Annotated in this window: 16 protein-coding genes; 4 read left to right on the top strand and 12 right to left on the bottom strand. The window is 67.7% G+C overall.

Annotated features, from left to right (window positions below; genetic code table 11):
* Positions 1–177 precede the first annotated feature (177 nt).
* The 3 genes from AC5FRZ_RS13775 (at position 178) to AC5FRZ_RS13765 (ending at position 4,302) form a co-directional block, all read left to right on the top strand.
* Entirely contained in the window at positions 178–2,928 is a 2,751-nt protein-coding gene (locus AC5FRZ_RS13775; protein WP_493564875.1) for a hypothetical protein, read from the top strand.
* A gap of 61 nt (positions 2,929–2,989) precedes the next feature.
* Positions 2,990–3,757, top strand: coding sequence for a nucleotide-binding protein (locus AC5FRZ_RS13770; RefSeq protein ID WP_372480296.1), 768 nt, complete (start codon positions 2,990–2,992; stop codon positions 3,755–3,757).
* Complete coding sequence (locus AC5FRZ_RS13765; protein ID WP_153554324.1) at positions 3,754–4,302, top strand: DUF8054 family protein; 549 nt, start codon at positions 3,754–3,756, stop codon at positions 4,300–4,302. Before AC5FRZ_RS13770 ends, AC5FRZ_RS13765 begins: the two co-directional genes overlap by 4 nt.
* Here AC5FRZ_RS13765 and AC5FRZ_RS13760 read toward each other — a convergent pair.
* From AC5FRZ_RS13760 to AC5FRZ_RS13750, 3 genes are all read right to left on the bottom strand, one after another.
* On the bottom strand, positions 4,299–4,532 hold the full coding sequence (locus AC5FRZ_RS13760; RefSeq protein ID WP_012807666.1) for an HTH domain-containing protein: 234 nt from the start codon (positions 4,530–4,532) through the stop codon (positions 4,299–4,301). The genes AC5FRZ_RS13765 and AC5FRZ_RS13760 overlap by 4 nt on opposite strands.
* A gap of 224 nt (positions 4,533–4,756) precedes the next feature.
* Positions 4,757–5,566: a helix-turn-helix transcriptional regulator gene (locus tag AC5FRZ_RS13755; RefSeq protein ID WP_493564874.1), complete on the bottom strand. Its 810-nt coding sequence runs from the start codon at positions 5,564–5,566 to the stop codon at positions 4,757–4,759.
* Positions 5,563–6,261 carry a DUF7261 family protein gene (locus AC5FRZ_RS13750; protein WP_493564873.1) on the bottom strand — a complete coding sequence of 233 codons (699 nt, stop codon included), beginning with the start codon at positions 6,259–6,261 and terminating at the stop codon, positions 5,563–5,565. The genes AC5FRZ_RS13755 and AC5FRZ_RS13750 overlap by 4 nt, the downstream gene beginning before the upstream one ends.
* A gap of 159 nt (positions 6,262–6,420) precedes the next feature.
* On the opposite strand from AC5FRZ_RS13750, the gene AC5FRZ_RS13745 reads away from it, so the two are divergent.
* Positions 6,421–6,927, top strand: coding sequence for a DUF3592 domain-containing protein (locus tag AC5FRZ_RS13745; RefSeq protein WP_208627093.1), 507 nt, complete (start codon positions 6,421–6,423; stop codon positions 6,925–6,927).
* A gap of 49 nt (positions 6,928–6,976) precedes the next feature.
* Here the strand turns inward: AC5FRZ_RS13745 and AC5FRZ_RS13740 are convergent, their stop codons facing one another.
* The 9 genes from AC5FRZ_RS13740 to AC5FRZ_RS13700 all read right to left on the bottom strand — a co-directional run bounded on the left by AC5FRZ_RS13740 (position 6,977) and on the right by AC5FRZ_RS13700 (position 17,298).
* The gene (locus tag AC5FRZ_RS13740) at positions 6,977–7,381 is read right to left on the bottom strand and encodes a DUF7262 family protein (RefSeq protein ID WP_372480298.1); all 405 of its coding nucleotides are present in this window, start codon (positions 7,379–7,381) and stop codon (positions 6,977–6,979) included.
* A complete protein-coding gene (locus tag AC5FRZ_RS13735) occupies positions 7,374–8,072 on the bottom strand; it encodes a DUF7263 family protein (protein WP_493564872.1) in 699 nt (232 codons plus the stop codon). Before AC5FRZ_RS13735 ends, AC5FRZ_RS13740 begins: the two co-directional genes overlap by 8 nt.
* Complete coding sequence (locus AC5FRZ_RS13730; protein ID WP_170092473.1) at positions 8,069–8,518, bottom strand: DUF7266 family protein; 450 nt, start codon at positions 8,516–8,518, stop codon at positions 8,069–8,071. The genes AC5FRZ_RS13735 and AC5FRZ_RS13730 overlap by 4 nt, the downstream gene beginning before the upstream one ends.
* On the bottom strand, positions 8,515–9,222 hold the full coding sequence (locus tag AC5FRZ_RS13725; RefSeq protein ID WP_493564871.1) for a DUF7289 family protein: 708 nt from the start codon (positions 9,220–9,222) through the stop codon (positions 8,515–8,517). Before AC5FRZ_RS13725 ends, AC5FRZ_RS13730 begins: the two co-directional genes overlap by 4 nt.
* Complete coding sequence (locus AC5FRZ_RS13720) at positions 9,219–11,111, bottom strand: type II secretion system F family protein (RefSeq protein ID WP_493564870.1); 1,893 nt, start codon at positions 11,109–11,111, stop codon at positions 9,219–9,221. The genes AC5FRZ_RS13725 and AC5FRZ_RS13720 overlap by 4 nt, the downstream gene beginning before the upstream one ends.
* A complete protein-coding gene (locus AC5FRZ_RS13715) occupies positions 11,101–13,314 on the bottom strand; it encodes a type II/IV secretion system ATPase subunit (protein WP_493564869.1) in 2,214 nt (737 codons plus the stop codon). The genes AC5FRZ_RS13720 and AC5FRZ_RS13715 overlap by 11 nt, the downstream gene beginning before the upstream one ends.
* 84 nt (positions 13,315–13,398) lie before the next feature.
* Positions 13,399–15,054, bottom strand: a complete 1,656-nt coding sequence (locus AC5FRZ_RS13710; protein ID WP_493564868.1) for a long-chain fatty acid--CoA ligase — start codon at positions 15,052–15,054, stop codon at positions 13,399–13,401.
* A gap of 159 nt (positions 15,055–15,213) precedes the next feature.
* Positions 15,214–16,182, bottom strand: coding sequence for a DHH family phosphoesterase (locus AC5FRZ_RS13705; protein WP_493564867.1), 969 nt, complete (start codon positions 16,180–16,182; stop codon positions 15,214–15,216).
* A 309-nt stretch (positions 16,183–16,491) separates the two neighbouring features.
* Positions 16,492–17,298: an SDR family NAD(P)-dependent oxidoreductase gene (locus AC5FRZ_RS13700; RefSeq protein WP_493564866.1), complete on the bottom strand. Its 807-nt coding sequence runs from the start codon at positions 17,296–17,298 to the stop codon at positions 16,492–16,494.
* Between the last annotated feature and the right edge of the window lie 38 nt (positions 17,299–17,336).

Below are 17,336 nucleotides of genomic sequence, written 5' to 3'. Positions count from 1 at the left end.
ATGCGGAACGTCGTCGTTGCTTACCGGTGAGCGTCTACCAGTCCCGACGCTCACCGGGCCATCGCGACCACCGTCCGTGTCAGTTGCCACGATAGTCGCCGATTTCGGAGGAGTTAGCTCGGATTTCCGCCAATTCTGTCTCCATAACGAAGTGTATCACAGACTCCATCTATCGTAATGAGTGACAGCTCTCAGATCCGATCGCGGACCAGGTGGGCGACGATCGTCGTCCTGATCGCCGCCGTCGTCGCGACGAGCCCCATCGCCGCGGGCGTGACAGCACTCGGCGACGACGCGGGCATCTCACAGCGAACAGACGACATCGCCGCCCAGCAGTCAGCACCCAGTGGTTTCTCCGGCGAGACGAACCTCTCGGACGCCGAAACGAAGTACGTCGGCACGGCCGAAAACGACACGGCGGGCTGGTCGGTCGCGTACGCGGGCGACGTGAACGGTGACGGGATCGACGATCTCGTCGTCGGCGCACCGGAGAACGACACCGGCGGGACCAACGCCGGAGCGGCCTACATCGTCTTCGGCCCGACCGATCCGGGCACGGTCTCGCTGGCCGACGCCGACGTGACGCTCACCGGCGCGGCGGCCTCCGACCGCGCCGGCTACGACGTGTCGTACGCGGGTGACGTGAACGACGACGGCTACGCAGACGTGATCGTGGGCGCACCGGGCAACGACAGCACAGCCAGCAACGCCGGGGCGGCCTACGTCGTCTACGGCGGCGACACGATGGCCGACCGGATGAGTCTCGCCGACGCAGACGTGACGCTGACAGGCGAGTCGCCGGGCGACCGCGCGGGCTGGTCGGTCTCGAACGCCAGCGGACTCGACGGTCCCGACGGGGTCGCCGTCGGCGCACCCTTCGCCAACGACAGCGCCGGAGCGGCCTATCTCGTCTCCGGCGAGCAGCTGTTTGGCACCGTCGACCTCGGGGCGGAGTCGACCGCTACGCTGACGGGCGAGTCGCCGGGCGATCAGGCCGGCTGGTCGATCTCGCACGCCGGGGACGTGAACGCCGACGGCACGGCCGACGTGATCGTCGGTGCGAACAACTACACGGCCGCCGACGGATCGACCGGTAGCGGCGCGGCCTACGTCGTCTACGGCGCGGTCGGCGGCGAGCGCGATCTCGGCGACGCCGACCTCCGACTCCGCGGCGTCGACGGTGCGGACCGCGCGGGCTGGTCGGTCGCGTACGCGGGCGACGTGAACAACGACAGCACTGCCGACGTGATCGTCGGCGCACCGTTTACCGATCCCAACGGAACGGTCGCAGCAGGATCGGCGTACGTCGTCTACGGCGAGCGCGACCTGTCCGGCGACGTGTCACTGGCCGACGCGGACGTGCGCCTGGACGGCGAAGGTGCCCGCGACCGGGCGGGCGTTGCCGTCTCATCGGCTGGCTCCGGCGACGTGACCTGTGACGGTGTCGACGACGTGCTCGTCGGCGCGCCACAGAACGACTCGAACGAGAACGCCTCCGGTGCGGCCTACGTCGTCGCCGGCAGCGAGTCGTTCTCGGGCAACGTCTCGCTGAGTGACGCCGACGCGATCTTCCGTGGCGAAGCGGCCGGCGATCGAGCGGGCCGTGCGGTCGCCGACGCTGGCGATCTCGACAACGACAGCTTCGACGACATCGCGGTCGGTGCGCCACGGAACGACAGTACCGCAGCCGACGCCGGAGCGACGTACGTGGTGAACAGCGACTGTGAAGTGCTCGAAACGCCAACGGACACTCCGACCGATACGCCGACGGATACCCCGACGGACACGCCGACGGATACGCCAACCGACACTCCGACGGATACCCCGACGGACACGCCGACGGATACGCCAACCGACACGCCGACCGATACGCCGACGGATACGCCGACAGACACGCCAACGGATACCCCAACGGACACACCGACGGATACCCCAACGGACACGCCAACGGACACGCCGACCGACACTCCGACTGATACCCCGACCGATACTCCGACCGACACGCCAACAGATACGCCAACGGATACCCCGACCGATACTCCGACGGATACGCCAACCGACACTCCGACCGATACCCCGACCGATACGCCGACTGACACCCCGACCGATACACCAACGGACACGCCGACGGACACTCCGACCGACACGCCAACCGACACGCCGACCGACACGCCGACAGACACTCCGACCGATACCCCGACGGACACCCCGACGGATACGCCAACCGACACGCCGACAGACACTCCGACCGATACCCCGACCGATACGCCAACCGACACGCCGACCGACACTCCGACGGATACGCCAACCGACACGCCAACGAACACGCCGACTGATACGCCAACCGACACTCCGACGGACACCCCGACCGACACTCCGACGGACACGCCGACAGACACGCCAACGGACACCCCGACCGACACGCCAACAGACACCCCGACCGACACGCCAACCGACACGCCGACCGACACTCCGACCGACACGCCGACCGACACGCCACAGAATCTCGCGGCGATCAGCTTCGTCGCGTTCTGTGTCCCGGGCGAACAGGGACCGGGCAACGATCCGTGTCCCGAAGGCGAGCGCCTCCTGGTCAAATTCGAGGACCAGGGCGACGGGACGTTCGTGCCAGAGGGCGGCGATTCGATGGGCGTGACGATGACTCCGACCGAGTACAAAAGCGGGACCGGACAGTCGGAAGTCGTGACGGTCGAGTGGAGCGCCGGACAGTCGATCTCGACGGTCGTCGTCAAATCTGCGACCGACGAGTGTCAGTTTGCCGGGGGCACTGCTGGCACGGCGACCTCCTGTGGACCGCCGCCGGGTCAAAGTTCCCAGTCGGGACCCAGTGGTTCGGGGCCACTGCCGCCGATCTTCCTCGCCGGACTGGCAGCGACCTCGCTGGCGGCTGTCGGGCGGCGCGACTGACCGGCTGCGTTCGATCCACATCCACAACTGTTTAAAACAAGGCGAGACAGCCGATCGTACGATGGTCGAGGCCTTCGCGGTGGCGAGCGGCAAAGGTGGGACCGGCAAGACGACCAGCACGCTTGCGCTGGGGATGGCTCTGGCCGAGGAGTACGACGTGACGGTCGTCGACGCCGACACGGGGATGGCGAACATGCTGTTTCACGCGGGGCTTGCGGACGTGGAGACGACGCTTCACGACGTGCTCGCGGCCGACGCGCCGGTCGAAGCGGCGACTTACGAACGGTTCGGGATGACGGTCGTCCCCTGTGGAACGAGCCTGGACGACTTTCGCGACGCCGACCCGACCCGTCTGCGTGCCGTCGTGGCCGATCTCGCCGCGGCGACCGATATCCTGCTGCTGGACTCGGCCGCGGCCCTCGACAGTCGCTCGGCCGTGTTGCCGATCGTACTGGCCGATCGCGTCATCGTCGTCTTGCAGCCGACGATTCCGGCGCTGTCCGACGCGCTCAAAGTACAGGAGTACGCGACCTCCTACGGCACCGACGTGGCCGGACTCCTCTTCAACAAGGTCCACGACGACGACGCGATCGACGAGATCGCGGCCAAGACCGAGCAGTACTTCGACGGGCCGACGCTGGCGACGGTGCCGGCCAGTGAGGCTGCTCGTGAGGCTCGGCGGGCTGGCCGGCCACTGCTGGCTCACGCGCCGTCTTCGCCGCCGGCAACGTCGTTCAGGCGGGCGGCGACGCGGATCGACGTTCGCGACCGTGGCTCCGAGGCAGTGGCGGATCGGTTCCGGAGTGCCGTGATCCCCGACTCGCCATGAACGTTCCCGAGGGGAGGCTGGTCCACTCGCGGGTCGTCGCCGATCCGCGCGATCCGCTGGCGGCCGCGCTCGATCGGTCTCTGACGGGCTACGCCGTCTTCGAGCCCCAGGAGACGCTGTTGCTGGACGCTGGCGGCCACGGAATCGTCACGTTTCGCGACGGCGTGCCCGAACAGGCCTACTACACCGGGACGGATCGTGGCGGCCCCAGTGCGCTGGCCGATCTGGGGATGCCGGGACCCTACCACGTCGAACTCGTCGCGCTCGACGACGCGGCACTGGCCCGGATCGGCGACCACGCCGAACTCGCAGTGCCACCCGGGATGCCCGCCGAACGTCTCGCGGGTGATCCCGCCCTCGCGGCCAGTACCAGGCGCGCTGCCCCGGCCGACCGAGAGACGGAAACGCCAACCGACGACGATCCCGACCGCTCTGAGGCCGGTGCAGTCGAGGCGTTTCTCGACGACGAAGCGAAGATCGACGCCATCAAACAACAGGCCAGAGCGGAAGCCAAGCAACGGGCCGAAGAGTGGGGCTTCGACTAGTCCATCCGGACCGGGATCCACCAGACGCGGCTCCGACCGCCGACCTTCTTGCTCGTCAGATCTGTACTCTCCTGGAGGTCGTGCAGTTTGTTCAGGGCGGTCCGTCGAGAACAGCCCAGCAACTCCGCGACCTCCGAGGCCGTCAACGGCTCGGCGTAGTCGTCGCGGTCTTTGAACACCTCGATCACGTCGGATTCTGTGTACTCGACTTCACGTCCGGGCGGTGACATGTCTATCAGTTCGGTCGGCGAGTATATATACGATGTGCAGGATCGCTCCGACAGTGCTGTTACAGCCCCTGTAACACTTGGCGGCAGGTAACTATAGGTGTTCCAAGAACTGCTATCGATACGTGGTGGCGTCGCCACCTCGGACCGCCCCGTAGCCGAGCCCGTGGTTCGACCCGTCGTCTGTCGCCCGGCGGCGTCGAGCACCACCCCGCTGACGATTCGCGCTACTCCTCGACGCTACTCTCGGAGAGTACGTCTGCCAGCGGTCGTGCCCGGTCTTTCGTCGTCTCGAACTGCCGGCGTACCCACTCGACGACAGTCTCGTCGTCCGATTCGAGCACCGCACGGACGTTGTTCGTCTCGTCGTAGGCGACGACGGCAGCGTGGTCCGAGCGGACCATCAGTCCGTCGGTCAACGGTTCCGGCGCGACCCACACGTCGACACACTCGTGTGTCTGCCCCCGTTCGAGTGCGGTCTCGAAGTCGGTCATCGATCGTTCCAACACGTTCTCGTCGATCACCATCTCGACGCTGAGCTCCGTCTCCAGCAGTCCCGAGACGGTCTCGTTGAACGTGTTGGCGACGATGGGCGTCGTCGTCTCGATGTGGTCGCCCTGGCTGTCTTTCAGCCACTCGACGATGCGGTCGACGGCCGCCAGGGGCTCTTGCTCGGTCGCCTCCGTGATCGTTCCGCGCTCGAACGCTTCGGCTGGGAGCGGCTCGTCGAACGGATCCAGATGCGTCGCCAGCGGTGCGAGCCTGTCGGCTCGCTCGACGGTCTCCCAGAGGGTTCGATATCGCTCGTGTACTCGTCGCCCCGTCAGCGTCGCTCGATATCGCCCGTCGATCTTCTCGGCCCACGTCCGCTCTCGAAAACCAGCGAGGATCCGCTGGACCGTGGTCCGCGTCGCCTCGACGCGATCACAGAGCTCCGTCGGGCGCAGCGGCTCCTCGCTGAGTGCGGCGAGTATCGTCGCCCGGTGACGCGATCCAGTCAGGAACTGGAGATCGCTCATCACCTCTCGGTCTGTCATCGGTACTCTCCCGGAGTTATCGTCTCGAAAACAAATACCTGACGCTCGCAGCGATCTGTCTTCGTCATCCTGCCGGCTGTACGTCTGTGAAGAATTTCGCGACCCCGTGGTCGCGAATATGTCGAAACAGGTACAGCCGGCAGTATCAGCTCTCGCGGCCCGCCACCGTCGGCACCCGTACCGTCGCCATCGTCCGTCCACGCTCGCTCGTCACGGTGAGGGTCGACGGCGACGCCCAGGACGTGCGTCCGATCGGCCCGCTCCTGTACGACGACGCCGTCGATCGCGACACAGCGACCAAACGACCGTCCGTCGCCACTCGGACACGACGACGCCGCCCACCGCTGGGCGTCCGTCGCGTTGTAGCTCAGCGATCGCGCCGTACCGGCGTCGAGGCGTGCCCGCTCGACGTGCTCGATGCGGGGTTCGAGCCGATCACGCACGGTCGTCGCCGCGTCGTCGCGGTCGGTCCACCCGTGCGCTGCGGGCACGTCTGCGCTTGCCGTCGCCAGCGCCCGCGTCAGCGTTCGAGTCGCGTCGGCCGTCGGATCGTCGTAGTCTCCACCAGCGCGCACGTCGGCGTGATAGCCCAGCTGTAGATACGCCACCACGATCGGGATCAGCGCGACGGCGACGACGACTGCCGCGACGAGGACGAGTTGCCCACGCCGGGCGTCCGGGCATCTCGAAGACACAGTATCATTCACTCCCACTCGATAGAATATAAAGTATCGCCTCTCGGAGCGAGCGACCTGCCGTGACTCTACGCGAGGCCCTCTCGACAGTACGAGGCCGTCGTCCGTCCCGTCGCGAGGTTCTGGGGTTTAAGTCGCTCCGGCTTTTCACCTGCCGGCGTGTCCCCGAAACTCTCACTCGCAGGCAAACAACTCGACCTCCTCCAGGGCAGCGTCTTCATCCTCGTGGTCGGTGTCGCCATCGCCGGCTACGGCGCGTACGACTACCAGCAACAGGCTCAAACGCTGTCGGATACGACGACGATCGAGGCGACGATCACCGACACCGGCGTCGAGACGATACCCCAGCGGCGCGGCCGCACGGACTACGAGCCGACGGTCACCTTCGAGTACCAGTACGACGGCACGACCTACACCGGCAACGACATTCGCCCGTCGAGCATCGCGACGGACTACGACACCCGCTCGGCGGCCGAGGATGCTCTTGCGGAGTACGAGGTCGGCGAGACGGTGACGGCGTACGTCAACCCGGCTTCGCCGGGGCAGGCATTCCTCGAAAACCAGCCGTCCGACGGACCCGTGCAGTTCGTCGTCGTCGGCGGCGTGACTGCGCTCGTCGGTGCCGCCTCCACGCTTCGATCTGGCGGTGACGCCGCCCAGGAGTGACCGCTCACCACTCTCGCTCCGCGTCGTTCCGGCCGACTTCGTGCACCGACTACGAGTACCACACTCGAATCGTCAGTGGCCCCTCGACGGTCGTCACGGTGGCCTCGCCGGTAGCGACGCCCCCGGGGACGGGAAACCCGACGGCTCCGTGTGGTGTCTCGACCCTGAACATGATGTTGTCGGGCAGGATCGCATCGGTCCGATCCCGTAGCTCGCCTCGCTCGCGCTGGAAGGACCGCTCGTCGGCGAGGATCTCGGCCAACCGCGTCGCATCTCGGTGTTCCGGCGGTTCGTTCACCAGGATCGTCGCTGCGTCGTTCGCGTAGGCCGTCAACTGTGGCTCTCGGGTGTCGGGCGTGGGCACGCCGACGACGAACCCCAGCGCGACCGCGAGGATCACGACGACGCCGAGTGCGGCCTCCAGCAGCGAGACCGGTAGCTGCGCCCTATCCATCGGTAGTCACCGCCAGCGTCGCCTTGCGTGTCCGGAGCGCGTCGTACTCCACTTCGACGCTGCCGTCCGGTAGCGGTCCGCTCGCCGAGAACTGCAACGTCGTGGTTTCGAATCTGGAGAGGTCGATCTCGTAGGTGCCGGCGAGTCCGTCCTCGTCGTGGAGGACGACGCGATCGTTCGCTCGGACCGTGGTCACGCTCGTGCCGGCCGGCGGCACGAGCGTGAGGCGTGCGCTAGCGCCCCGCTGTGGCAGCGTCACGCGCCGTTGCCAGCCCAGCGACGGCTCGATCCGTTCTGTCGTTCGCTCCTCGACGACCACGAGGCGACGGATCGTCGTTCCCGTTCGCGGCGTGCCAGTCGTCACCAGCGAGTCGCCGTCAAGCTCGACCCTGACTGCCGTCTCGTCGGTGACCGGGAACGCCGTTCGCAGCTGGCGCTGGTCTACGTTCGACAGCCGCTCCTCGTCGAGCACGTTCGCGCGTTCCGTCAGCGGCGACTCGGGCGCGACGAGGCCGGCCGCCAGCGAGACGGCGACGCGTCGCTCACCGGGCTCGCGGTCGGCCGCTCCGATCGCGCCGTCGGCCAGTGCGAGGCCGATCCCCGTCACCATCGTCAGGACCAGCAATGCGATCGCGAGGGCGGGTAACGCCGTCTGTGCGCGCTCGCTCGCCCCACGTGTGCGCCCGTTCACGGCCGTCCCTCCCGGAGCGTGACCACCAGATCGCCCTCGACCGTCCGGACGACGACTATCGACTCGCTGGCGCTCTCCCACGAGCCGGTCACCCGTCTCACGCTCGGTGGCACGACCAGTCGACTCCGGCCGCCGACGGCGGGGTCGGGGTGATCGAGGACGAGCGATCGACCGTCGGCCTCGATCGCGTAGCCGCTGCCCCGGATCGTCGCCGGCAACCTGACGCGCTCGCGGACGGTCACGTTCGCGACGTTCGGCGGGATCGCTTGCTCGACGCGCTCGGTCGCCGTTGCCAGCGTCCGATCGCCGATCGACGCACCGGCGGCGTCGCGGGCTGCCGGGACCGCCCCGCCGAACAGCGCGGTAGTCATGCCGGCCAGAAAGAGCGCGACCAGTCCGATCGTGATCGTCTTCTCGACGACCGGCGTGACCGCGCGGTCGTTCACGCTCCCACCTCCAGTCGCATGTCGTGGACGACCAGATACGCCGTCCGCGACCCCTCGTACTCGATTACGACGCTGGGGACACCGTCGCCGTCGAGGTCCCGGACCGTCGCGTCCAGACCGCGTTCCCGTGCGAACCGCTCGAACGCGCCGGGGGTCGCCGTCTCGATCGCGACCCGGTACTCGCCGCTCCCGAGCGCCCGCCGGTCGTGTGTGACGTTGGTCCGAAGTGTCGTCGTCACGCCGCCCGTCCCGCCGACGCTGCCGCCGCCGTTGAGCCGCTGTGCGCCGACGACGAGAACGTCAGGCCCGCTCGTGATCGGTGGCGTCGCTCTGAGCCACGTGTTGTCGTCCCGGCCGCGGGTGATCGCACCGGCGACGGCCCCGACGCGGCGCTGCTCGTTCTCGAAGACCACGGCGTCCGTCTCGACAGTCGCCACGACGCCACTGGTGTCGAGGACGCGGAGCTCCCGGTCTTCGACGCCGAGGGTCCCGTCGGCGAAGGTGACCGTCGCCGAGCGGTGGCCCGTCGTCTCGACCGGCCGCAACGCGGCGTCGAGGTCGTCTGCGACGCGGGTCGCGTCCGCACTCGCCGTCTGGTCGTCGACGATCGTCCCGATCGTCGCGGTCAGCCCGCCCATCGCGATGGCCGTCAGTCCGAGCAGCAAGACCACACCGACGACGTGAGACTGTGCGCGGTCGGTCATACCATCCCAGCCCCGGTGAAGACGACGTAGGCCACGGCGACGAGCGCACCCGAGTGGAGGAGCGCCTCGTAGCGCCCGCGGCTCGCGGTGCCGGCGAACCACCCACAGCCAAGCATCGTCGCCTGCGTGACGACGTAGAACCGATAGCGGTCGCGGGGTGGATCGACGGCGGTCGGATCGATCGTGATGCCGGGGCCACTCGACACCGTCGAGAGCTGTGCGAACCCGTCCAGCACGTAGGCGTTGACCGCGACGACGATGCCGACCACGAGCAGTGCCGTCGTCCAGCCGACGGCGACGTAGACGAGCAGCGACGAGCGGAGCGCCTTGCGCTCGTGGTAGAGCTTCCCGATCTCCGTCTGGAGGGTCTCGAACACGTCTTCGGCGTCGCTGCCGGCGTCGAGAGCGCCGACGACGAGCCCGATCGTCTGCTCTGCCATCGGCGTCCCGACTCGCTCGACGAACCGATCGAGTGCCGCGGCCCGGCCGTCGGTGGCGTCGTCGTCCGGACTGGCGGTCAGGCCGAGCGTGAACGCGAGCTGGTCCACGTCCGACTGGAGCGCGCCCAGGTCGACCTCCTCGGCCACCCGCTCGACGGCCTCGCTGAACGGCCGACCCAGACTGACGTGGCCCGACACGGCGTGGACGAAGTCCTGAATCTCGCGGTCTTTCGCGTCGTCGACTTTGGCGCGTCGAACTGCGACGGCCCCGACCGGGAGTCCGTACGCGACGTAGGCGAGCAGGGCGACGTTGACCGGCCGATAGCCGAGTCCCACGAGGACGGCGACGACGACTGGCACCGTCGGGGCCAGCACGCGCGCAGCACTCGCCGGGTTCCGACTCGCCGTCTCGACGATCGAGCGGAGCGACGCCGGAGCGGCGTAGGACGGTGCGCTGGCGCTGTGTGGCCGAATCGTCGAGACCAGCAGCGACGCCGACGCGCCCGCCGCGAGGACGAAGCCGGCACTGCCGTAGACGAGCACGCTCCGGACGGTCGTCGGTCCCACCGGCGTGGCGACCTGCGCTGACAGTCCCGGCGAGAGCACGCCCATGATCGTCACGATCAACACCAGCAGCGCCGGCAAGACGAGCAACACGACGAACAGCTCGGCCAGGAGTTCGAGAAACCCGGTCGCGCGCTCGTGACGACGCGACTGTTCGTGTGAGAGGAGCCGACCCTCCATCTGGAGGTACCCCTCCAGCGCGTCGGCGCTCTGGTTGGCGTGCTCGCGGAACTTCAGCAGGAACGGTGCCAGCAGGTCCCGCGAGGGCGTCTCGCTGGCGACGTGTTCTAGCCCCTCGTCGAGACTGCCGGTCAGCGCAGCCCGGTTGAGGATCCGCTGGAAGGCGACGGCGGTCTCGCCGTACGCGTCCTGGTCGGCGACGCGCCGGAGCATCGCCCGCTGATCGTGTTCCCCCGACGCGAGCACGCGGAGGTAGCGCACGGCACCGGGGAGGGTCGCCTCGATGTCGCTGCGCCGTGCCTCGCCCACCCACCGCAGGTACGTACTGCCGGCCCGGACGACGAGCAATCGCAGTACCCCACCACCGACCAGACCGGCTCCGACGGCGACGACGGGTCGCGGGACGACCGGCCAGTGGACCTGATTGACGATGGGGACGCCGTTCTGGAAGAACGCGACGACCTCGGCCAGGACGGACGGCGGGACGACCGCGGTGACGACCAGCGTGAAGAGACACCCGGCGAGTCCGGCCACCCAGGCCAGTCCGTACGTCCGGGCCAGATACAGCTCGAAGCTCGCGTCCAGATCTGCGGCCCGGTACCGGACTCTGTCGCCGTCGTGGCGGCCGCTGTCGGCGTGCTGTGCGAACAGGGCGTACAGGCCCCGATCGATCGGGTTCAGCTGCCGTGGCGTCTCAGTCGCCATCGATCTCCTCCCCGCGGACCGTCGGTTCGTCCGTCCGTTTTCGGTGTAGCCGCTCGACCGTCGCCGCCTCGTCGGTCTCGAGGTCCGCCAGCAGCGCGAACAGCTCGTCGGCGTCGGTGATCTCCTCCTGTACGAGATACTGGACGTAGCGGTGTCGGCGCTCGAACATGGCTTCGACGCCGTCGACCGTCTGGTCGGTCTGGTCGGCCAGCCGCTCGAAGGCGTGGATCGGCTCGCTCCCTTCGCCGACCAGCCCCGCGAGCTCGAACTCGCCGTTTCGATCGCGCGTGCAGACGGTGTTCCAGTACACCGTGGCGTCGGCCTTCCGGACGACGCCGCAGTTGTCGGCGTCCCGATCGAGCGCTCGGTACGTGGTCTCGTCGACGATCTCGACGACTTCTCCCACGAAGCGGTCTTCGCCGACCCGCTTGGGGAACACGAGGAGATCGATCTCCTGGAGGAGGTAGGGGGGCAGGCCCTGCTCGACGACGCGGTTGACCAGCGTCTCTACGTCCTCGGCGTGGGTCGTCCCGAGCAGCCCGTGGCCCGTGTTCAGCGTCTCGGCGAACGTCTCGAAGCTCGCTGCCGTGTTCACCTCGGCGATGACCTCCACGTCGGGGTTCAGGTAGTTGCACTCGGTCATCAGGTCGGCCATCGTCACGCGGCGGTGGTCGCGCTCGTGGTCTCTGGTCGTCAGCGAGACGCCGGTCTCGTGTGGGATGAACACCTCCCGGGACCCCTCGTCGATCGAGATCGGGCGATCACGATAGGGGATGAAGGGCATGTGAGCGTTCATCAGCGTCGTCTTGCCGACGCCGGTCGGCCCGCAGAACAGCACGACGCCGTGGTGCTCGTACAGCAGCCACAGCAGGGCGACCAGTTCCGTCGGGAGCGCGTCGCGCTCGATCAGGTCGACAGGCGTCATCGGGTCGGGCGACTGCTTGCGGATGGAGATGTGTGGTCCGTCCTCGCTGATCGTCGGGAGCGCGACCGCACACCGGATCGTCTCGTCGACCCCGTCGGGACTGAGGTTGACCTTCGCGCTGGGCGTCGAGGCGTTGAGTTCGGTGCCGTCGTCGGCCGCGAGCTTGGTCACGACGTTGACGAACGCCCGTTCGCTCTCGAAGCAGAGGTTCGTCGGGACGCGTTCGTTGTGGCCCACGTCCAGTCGCGGGACGACCTTGATCCGCTCGTCGACCCTGTTGGCCTCGATGTCCTCCAGCGTCGGGTCTCGGACCGGGACCGTCAGCTTGCCGTATCCCACGAGGTCTCGCAGCACGTAGTACAGCAGATCCTCCAGCCGGTCGTCGGCGAAGCGACGGTCGACCGGCGGCACCGTCAGGTCGTACTCCGCCAGCGCCGTCCGGAGCCGGTACCGGGCGGCGTCGAACCAGGCCCGCGTGTTGCGGATGGTCAGCTGTCGCGAGAGGAGCGTCCGAGCCCGGTCGCGGACGAACGCGACCTCGTCTTCGAGCACCCCGTCGATGCTGGCCTCCCAGACGCGCGTCTTGCAAGCCTCGATGAGTTCTTCGTCGCCCGGAAGCTGGTCCGGTTCGCGGACCGCGTACTTCGTGGTGAACGGATCGTCGCCCAGGACGTTCTCCCGGTAGACGATCACGGGGATCTCGAACTCGTGGAAGGTGACGGTGTGTTGTTCGAGCCGCTCGCTGGCAAAGCGGTCCAGAAACTCCGTGTCGGGATCGAGATCGGTCTCTGCGGGGGCGAAGTCGTCGGTGTGGACGCGCACGGACTCTGCACCCAGATCGGCCACGTCGATGCGGTCGTCCAGCGCGTAGGGCGTCAACTCTCCGAGGCAGGCGAGCGAACACAGCGCGTGGTAGTCGAGCCGTCGTCTGGCCGCGGGCGAGCAGTCGACGAGGCGGTCGATCACCCGCTGGTGTTTCTCGTCGAGCCCCGACTCGACGCGTTCGATCGCTCCCTCGCGCGTGCGCGGCCGGTCGACGTGTGCGTCGGCGAAGTACTCCTCGACGGTCGCGAGCGCGTCGGCGTCCTCGACCGACAGCAGCGGGTCCCGTAGGTCGTACTCGAATCCGGCCGCCGTCTCGGTGACGGTGACGACGACTCCGGGGTGGATCTCGTCCTGATCGCGAACGTCGGGTGCGTACCACGCGTCTGGGTCGTCCGGCGTGACGGGTGCCGGGACCGTCGGGGCGCTCGTCTCTCCCTCCCCCTCTGTGAGCATGGACGTTGCTCGGGCCGAGATGGTACTTAAATTTGTAGATACGGCACAGAATTATACTGCTGGCAAGTCGTGACGGCGGTGCAGCTACCGCTGTCCGGGGGCCTGCTCGCGGACCCGCGCCCGGAGTTCGTCGTCGACGTACTGATCTTCCAGGTCGATCTTCGAGAACTTCCCCGTCGCTCCTTTCGGCACCGCCGGAATGAACTCGATGGTGTCTGGCACCCACCACGAGGGGTACTCCTCGGCGACGAACGAGCGAAGCGTCTCGCGCAGGTCGTCGTCGGCCGTGGCGTCGTCCTCGACGACGACGAAGGCGGCGGGGCGCTCGTCCCAGGTGGGGTGTTCGACGGGGATCACTGCCGCCTCCGCGACCGCTTCGTGACCCATCAGGCGGTTCTCCAGTTCGACGCTGGAGATCCACTCCCCGCCGCTCTTGACGAGGTCGTCGAGGCGGTCGACCACGTCGGTGTATCCGTTCTCGGTGACCCGTGCGATGTCGCCGGTCTTGAGCCAGCCGTCCTCGGTGATCGACCGCTCGGTCTTGTCGGGGGCGTTGAAGTACTCGGTGGTGACCCACGGCCCCTTCATCAGGAGTTCGCCGAGCGATTCGCCGTCCCACGGGACCTCCTCGCCGTCCTCGTCGACGACTTTCAGCTGGACCCCGGGCAGCGGTAGCCCCGCGTGGGCACGCGTCGCCGTCCGCTCGTCGCCGTCCGCGTCGACGTTGCTGGGAATCGTCTCGGCGAGGTGCGTGATCGGCGTCGTCTCGGTCATCCCGTAGCCCGAGACCAGCTCGATGCCCAGATCCTCGCGGTAGCGTTCGATGAGGCCCTTGGGCGTCGCCGACCCACCCGAGAGGACGTACTCCAGGGAATCGAGGTCCGGGTCCGCCTCCGAGGCGTGCTGGAGCAGCCCGCGCCACACGGTCGGCACTGCCGCGCTCTGGGTCACGCCCTCGGACTCGACGAGGTGGGCGAGGTCTTCGGGCTCCGGGTTCGGGCCGGGGAGGACCTGCTTGGCACCGGCGGCGAGCGTCGCGAACGGACGGCCCCACCCCGAGACGTGGAACATCGGCACCACGGTCATCGCGGTGTCGCGAGCGGTGAGGCCCAACTCGCCGGTGAGCAGTCCCATCGTGTGCCCCCAGTACATCTTGTGGGTGTACTCGACGCCCTTTGGCATCCCCGTCGTTCCGGAGGTGTAGCACATCCCGGCCGGCTGGTCCTCGCTCACGTCGGGGAACTCGTAGTCGGGGTCGCCGTCGGCGATGAACGACTCGTAGTCGGTGACCGGCTCCAGGTCGGTCTCGGGGACGGTGTCGCCCATGACGACGAACAGCTCGACGCTGTCGAAGGCCTCCTCGTCGTAGGCCGCTTCGAGGGCGTCGAGCATCGTCGGGTCGACGACCAGCACCGCGTCCTCGGCGTCGTCGACGAGGTGCTGGACGTGTGCGTCCGGCAGGAGGATGTTGATCATGTGCAGCTGTGCGCCCTGACAGGGCACGCCGAAGTACAGCTCGTGGTGCCAGTGGTTGTTCCACGCGAAGGTGGCGATCCGGTCGCCCTCGCCGTAGCCACGCCGGTCGAGGACGCTCGCGAGCTTTCGCACGCGGTCGCCGTAGTCCGCGAAGGTGTAGCGGTGGATTCCTTCGTGGGTTCGAGAGACGATCTCCTGATCGCCGAAGACGTTTTCCGCGCGCCACAGGAACTGATGCAGGGTCATATCGCTGCCGCCTGGCATACGACTACCATCGTGGTAAATAATGATAAATGTGCGCCCGTTCGACCGATCTCTGATGTCGCCTCCCCGAAGAGACAACGTGTGTTCCAACAGTCGACGGCGTGAGGCAGGACACCCGTCGCTCGTCGGACCACGGCCTGCCGTCGTGTGTTAGATGCACTACGAGAGCGCCGAGAGCTCCGTTCCGAGCGTCGCTTCCAGCTGAGCGACCGTCTCCTCGCGGACGGTCTCCAGTGCCGTCGTTTCGAGTTTCGCCACGCCGGCACCCGCGTGGCCGCCGCCGTCGCCGCCGAACGCAGCGGCCAGTGGCTCGAACAGGTCCTCGGGAAGGTTGATGCTCCCGGACTCGGCGCGGCCGACGATCCAGACCTGGTCGTCTCGCTCGGAGAACACGAGCGCGATCTCGGCTCCGGTCGCCCGAAGCGCCTGTGCGGCGACACTCTGCTGGCTGCTGATCGTCGTCGTCAGGACCAGCGTCCGGTCGGCACGGTAGCCCGTCGCCCGAACGACCGCCTTGCTCGCGGCGACTCGCTGGCCGAACGACCGCTCGTGTTCGAGCAGCGACGAGAGCACGTCGACGCGGTCGTTGTCGGCCAGGAGGTCGCCGAAGCGACTGATCTCCTCGGGCGAGGCATCCGCGAGCCCGCCCGTGTCGTCGAACAGTCCCGCTGCCAGCGCGATCCGTGCTTTCGAGTCCGCTGTGGCATCCAGCGCGTCGATCACGTCGGCGACCAGCGCGGCCGTCGCACCGGCAGCCGTGTCGACGGCGGCGATCGTCGACGCCTCGACGAGGTCGTCGGGTTCGTGGTGGTCGATCACGACGAGGGGTTCCGGCGTCACCGCTCCCCACACCGGCTCGATGCGGTCGCTCGACGGTGCGTCGAGGACGACCAGACAGTCGGCGTCGCCGACCGCGTCGGGAGTGTGAACGGTCTCGTCGAGGGCCTCGACCAGCTGCCGGGCTCGCTGTTTGAGGCCGTCCGGCGCGACGATCCGCGTTTCGCTGTCGAGCGTGCGTGCGAGTCCGACGGCGGCACCGACCGTGTCGAGGTCGGCCTGGGCGTGGACCACCAGCAGACACGAATCCTGCCCTTCGAGTGTGCCGGCGACGGCTGTGTGATCTGCCATACCGTCGCTGTCTCGATCGCGACACAAATGCGCTTGGGCGGTGTGTCGATCGACCGCACGCGCAGCCGTCTGCTGCGATTTTCTCCCACGGTGGATCTTTTCGACAGCAGGCGTGGGCTCTTTGGGGACTATTGCCCAGAAATTGGGGCGGGAACGGGTCTTATGAACAGAATATCTGAACTCTGTGGGCAATTGTGGGTGCAGTGTGTGCAGAAACTCCTCAAAGAGGGCCACTTGTGCTGGCATGGTCGCACCTTACCATCCGATGCCGACACACACTCGCTGCTATCGGCGACTGTGGCCGATCGATCACTCTCGACGGTAGTCGAGGTACACGTCGTCTTGCATCACCTGTGAGCGTCCGCCGTCGACGAGGATGCTCTCGCCGGTGACGAACGTCGCGTCGTCGCTGGCGAGGAAGGCGGCGAGGCCGGCCACGTCGGCCGGCGTCCCGAGTCGGCCGACGGGGTGGATCTCCTCGGTGTACTCGTAATCGTCGCCCAGTTCCTCGGCGGTGCGTTCGATCTCGATCCAGCCGGGGTTGATCGTGTTGACCGTGATCCCCTCGGGGCCGAGTTCCAGTGCCATCGCGCGGGTCATCCCGTCGATGCCGGCCTTGACGGCGTTGTACGGGAAGAGCCCCGGCATTGTCAGGCGGGCGTGGTTCGAGGACATGTTGAGGACGGTGCCGCCCTCGGGCATGTGCTCGACCGCGTGTTTCGCACAGAGCCAGAACGACCGGAAGTCGGTCTCGACGACGAACGCCCAGTCGTCCAGCGTCGCCTCGCTGGCGGTGGTCTCGGTCTGGACGCCCGCGTTGTTGACCAGCGTGTCGACGCGGCCATACTCCTCGACGGTGTGTTCGATCAGCGCCTGAATCTCGGCGGGATCGCGCATGTCCGCCCGCAGGAAGGTCGCCTCGCCACCGTCGGCTTCGATCTCGGCGACGACCCGCTCGCCGGGCTCGACGGAGCGACCGGTGACGACGACGGAGGCCCCTTCGGCGGCGAAGCGGCGGGCGACGCCAGCGCCGATGCCGCGGGTCGAACCGGTGACGACGGCGACGGTGTCTGCGTGTCTGTTCGGGACGGCGTTGGCTGTCGGGTCTGCTGGCATCGAGTGAACGTGTTTGGCCACTCGGTAAGTATTCTCCG

This window comes from Halomicrobium sp. HArcht1-1, from assembly GCF_058933285.1.
The sequence above is the reverse complement of the archived record's forward strand: the minus strand, read 5'-3'. Positions and strand labels throughout refer to the sequence as shown.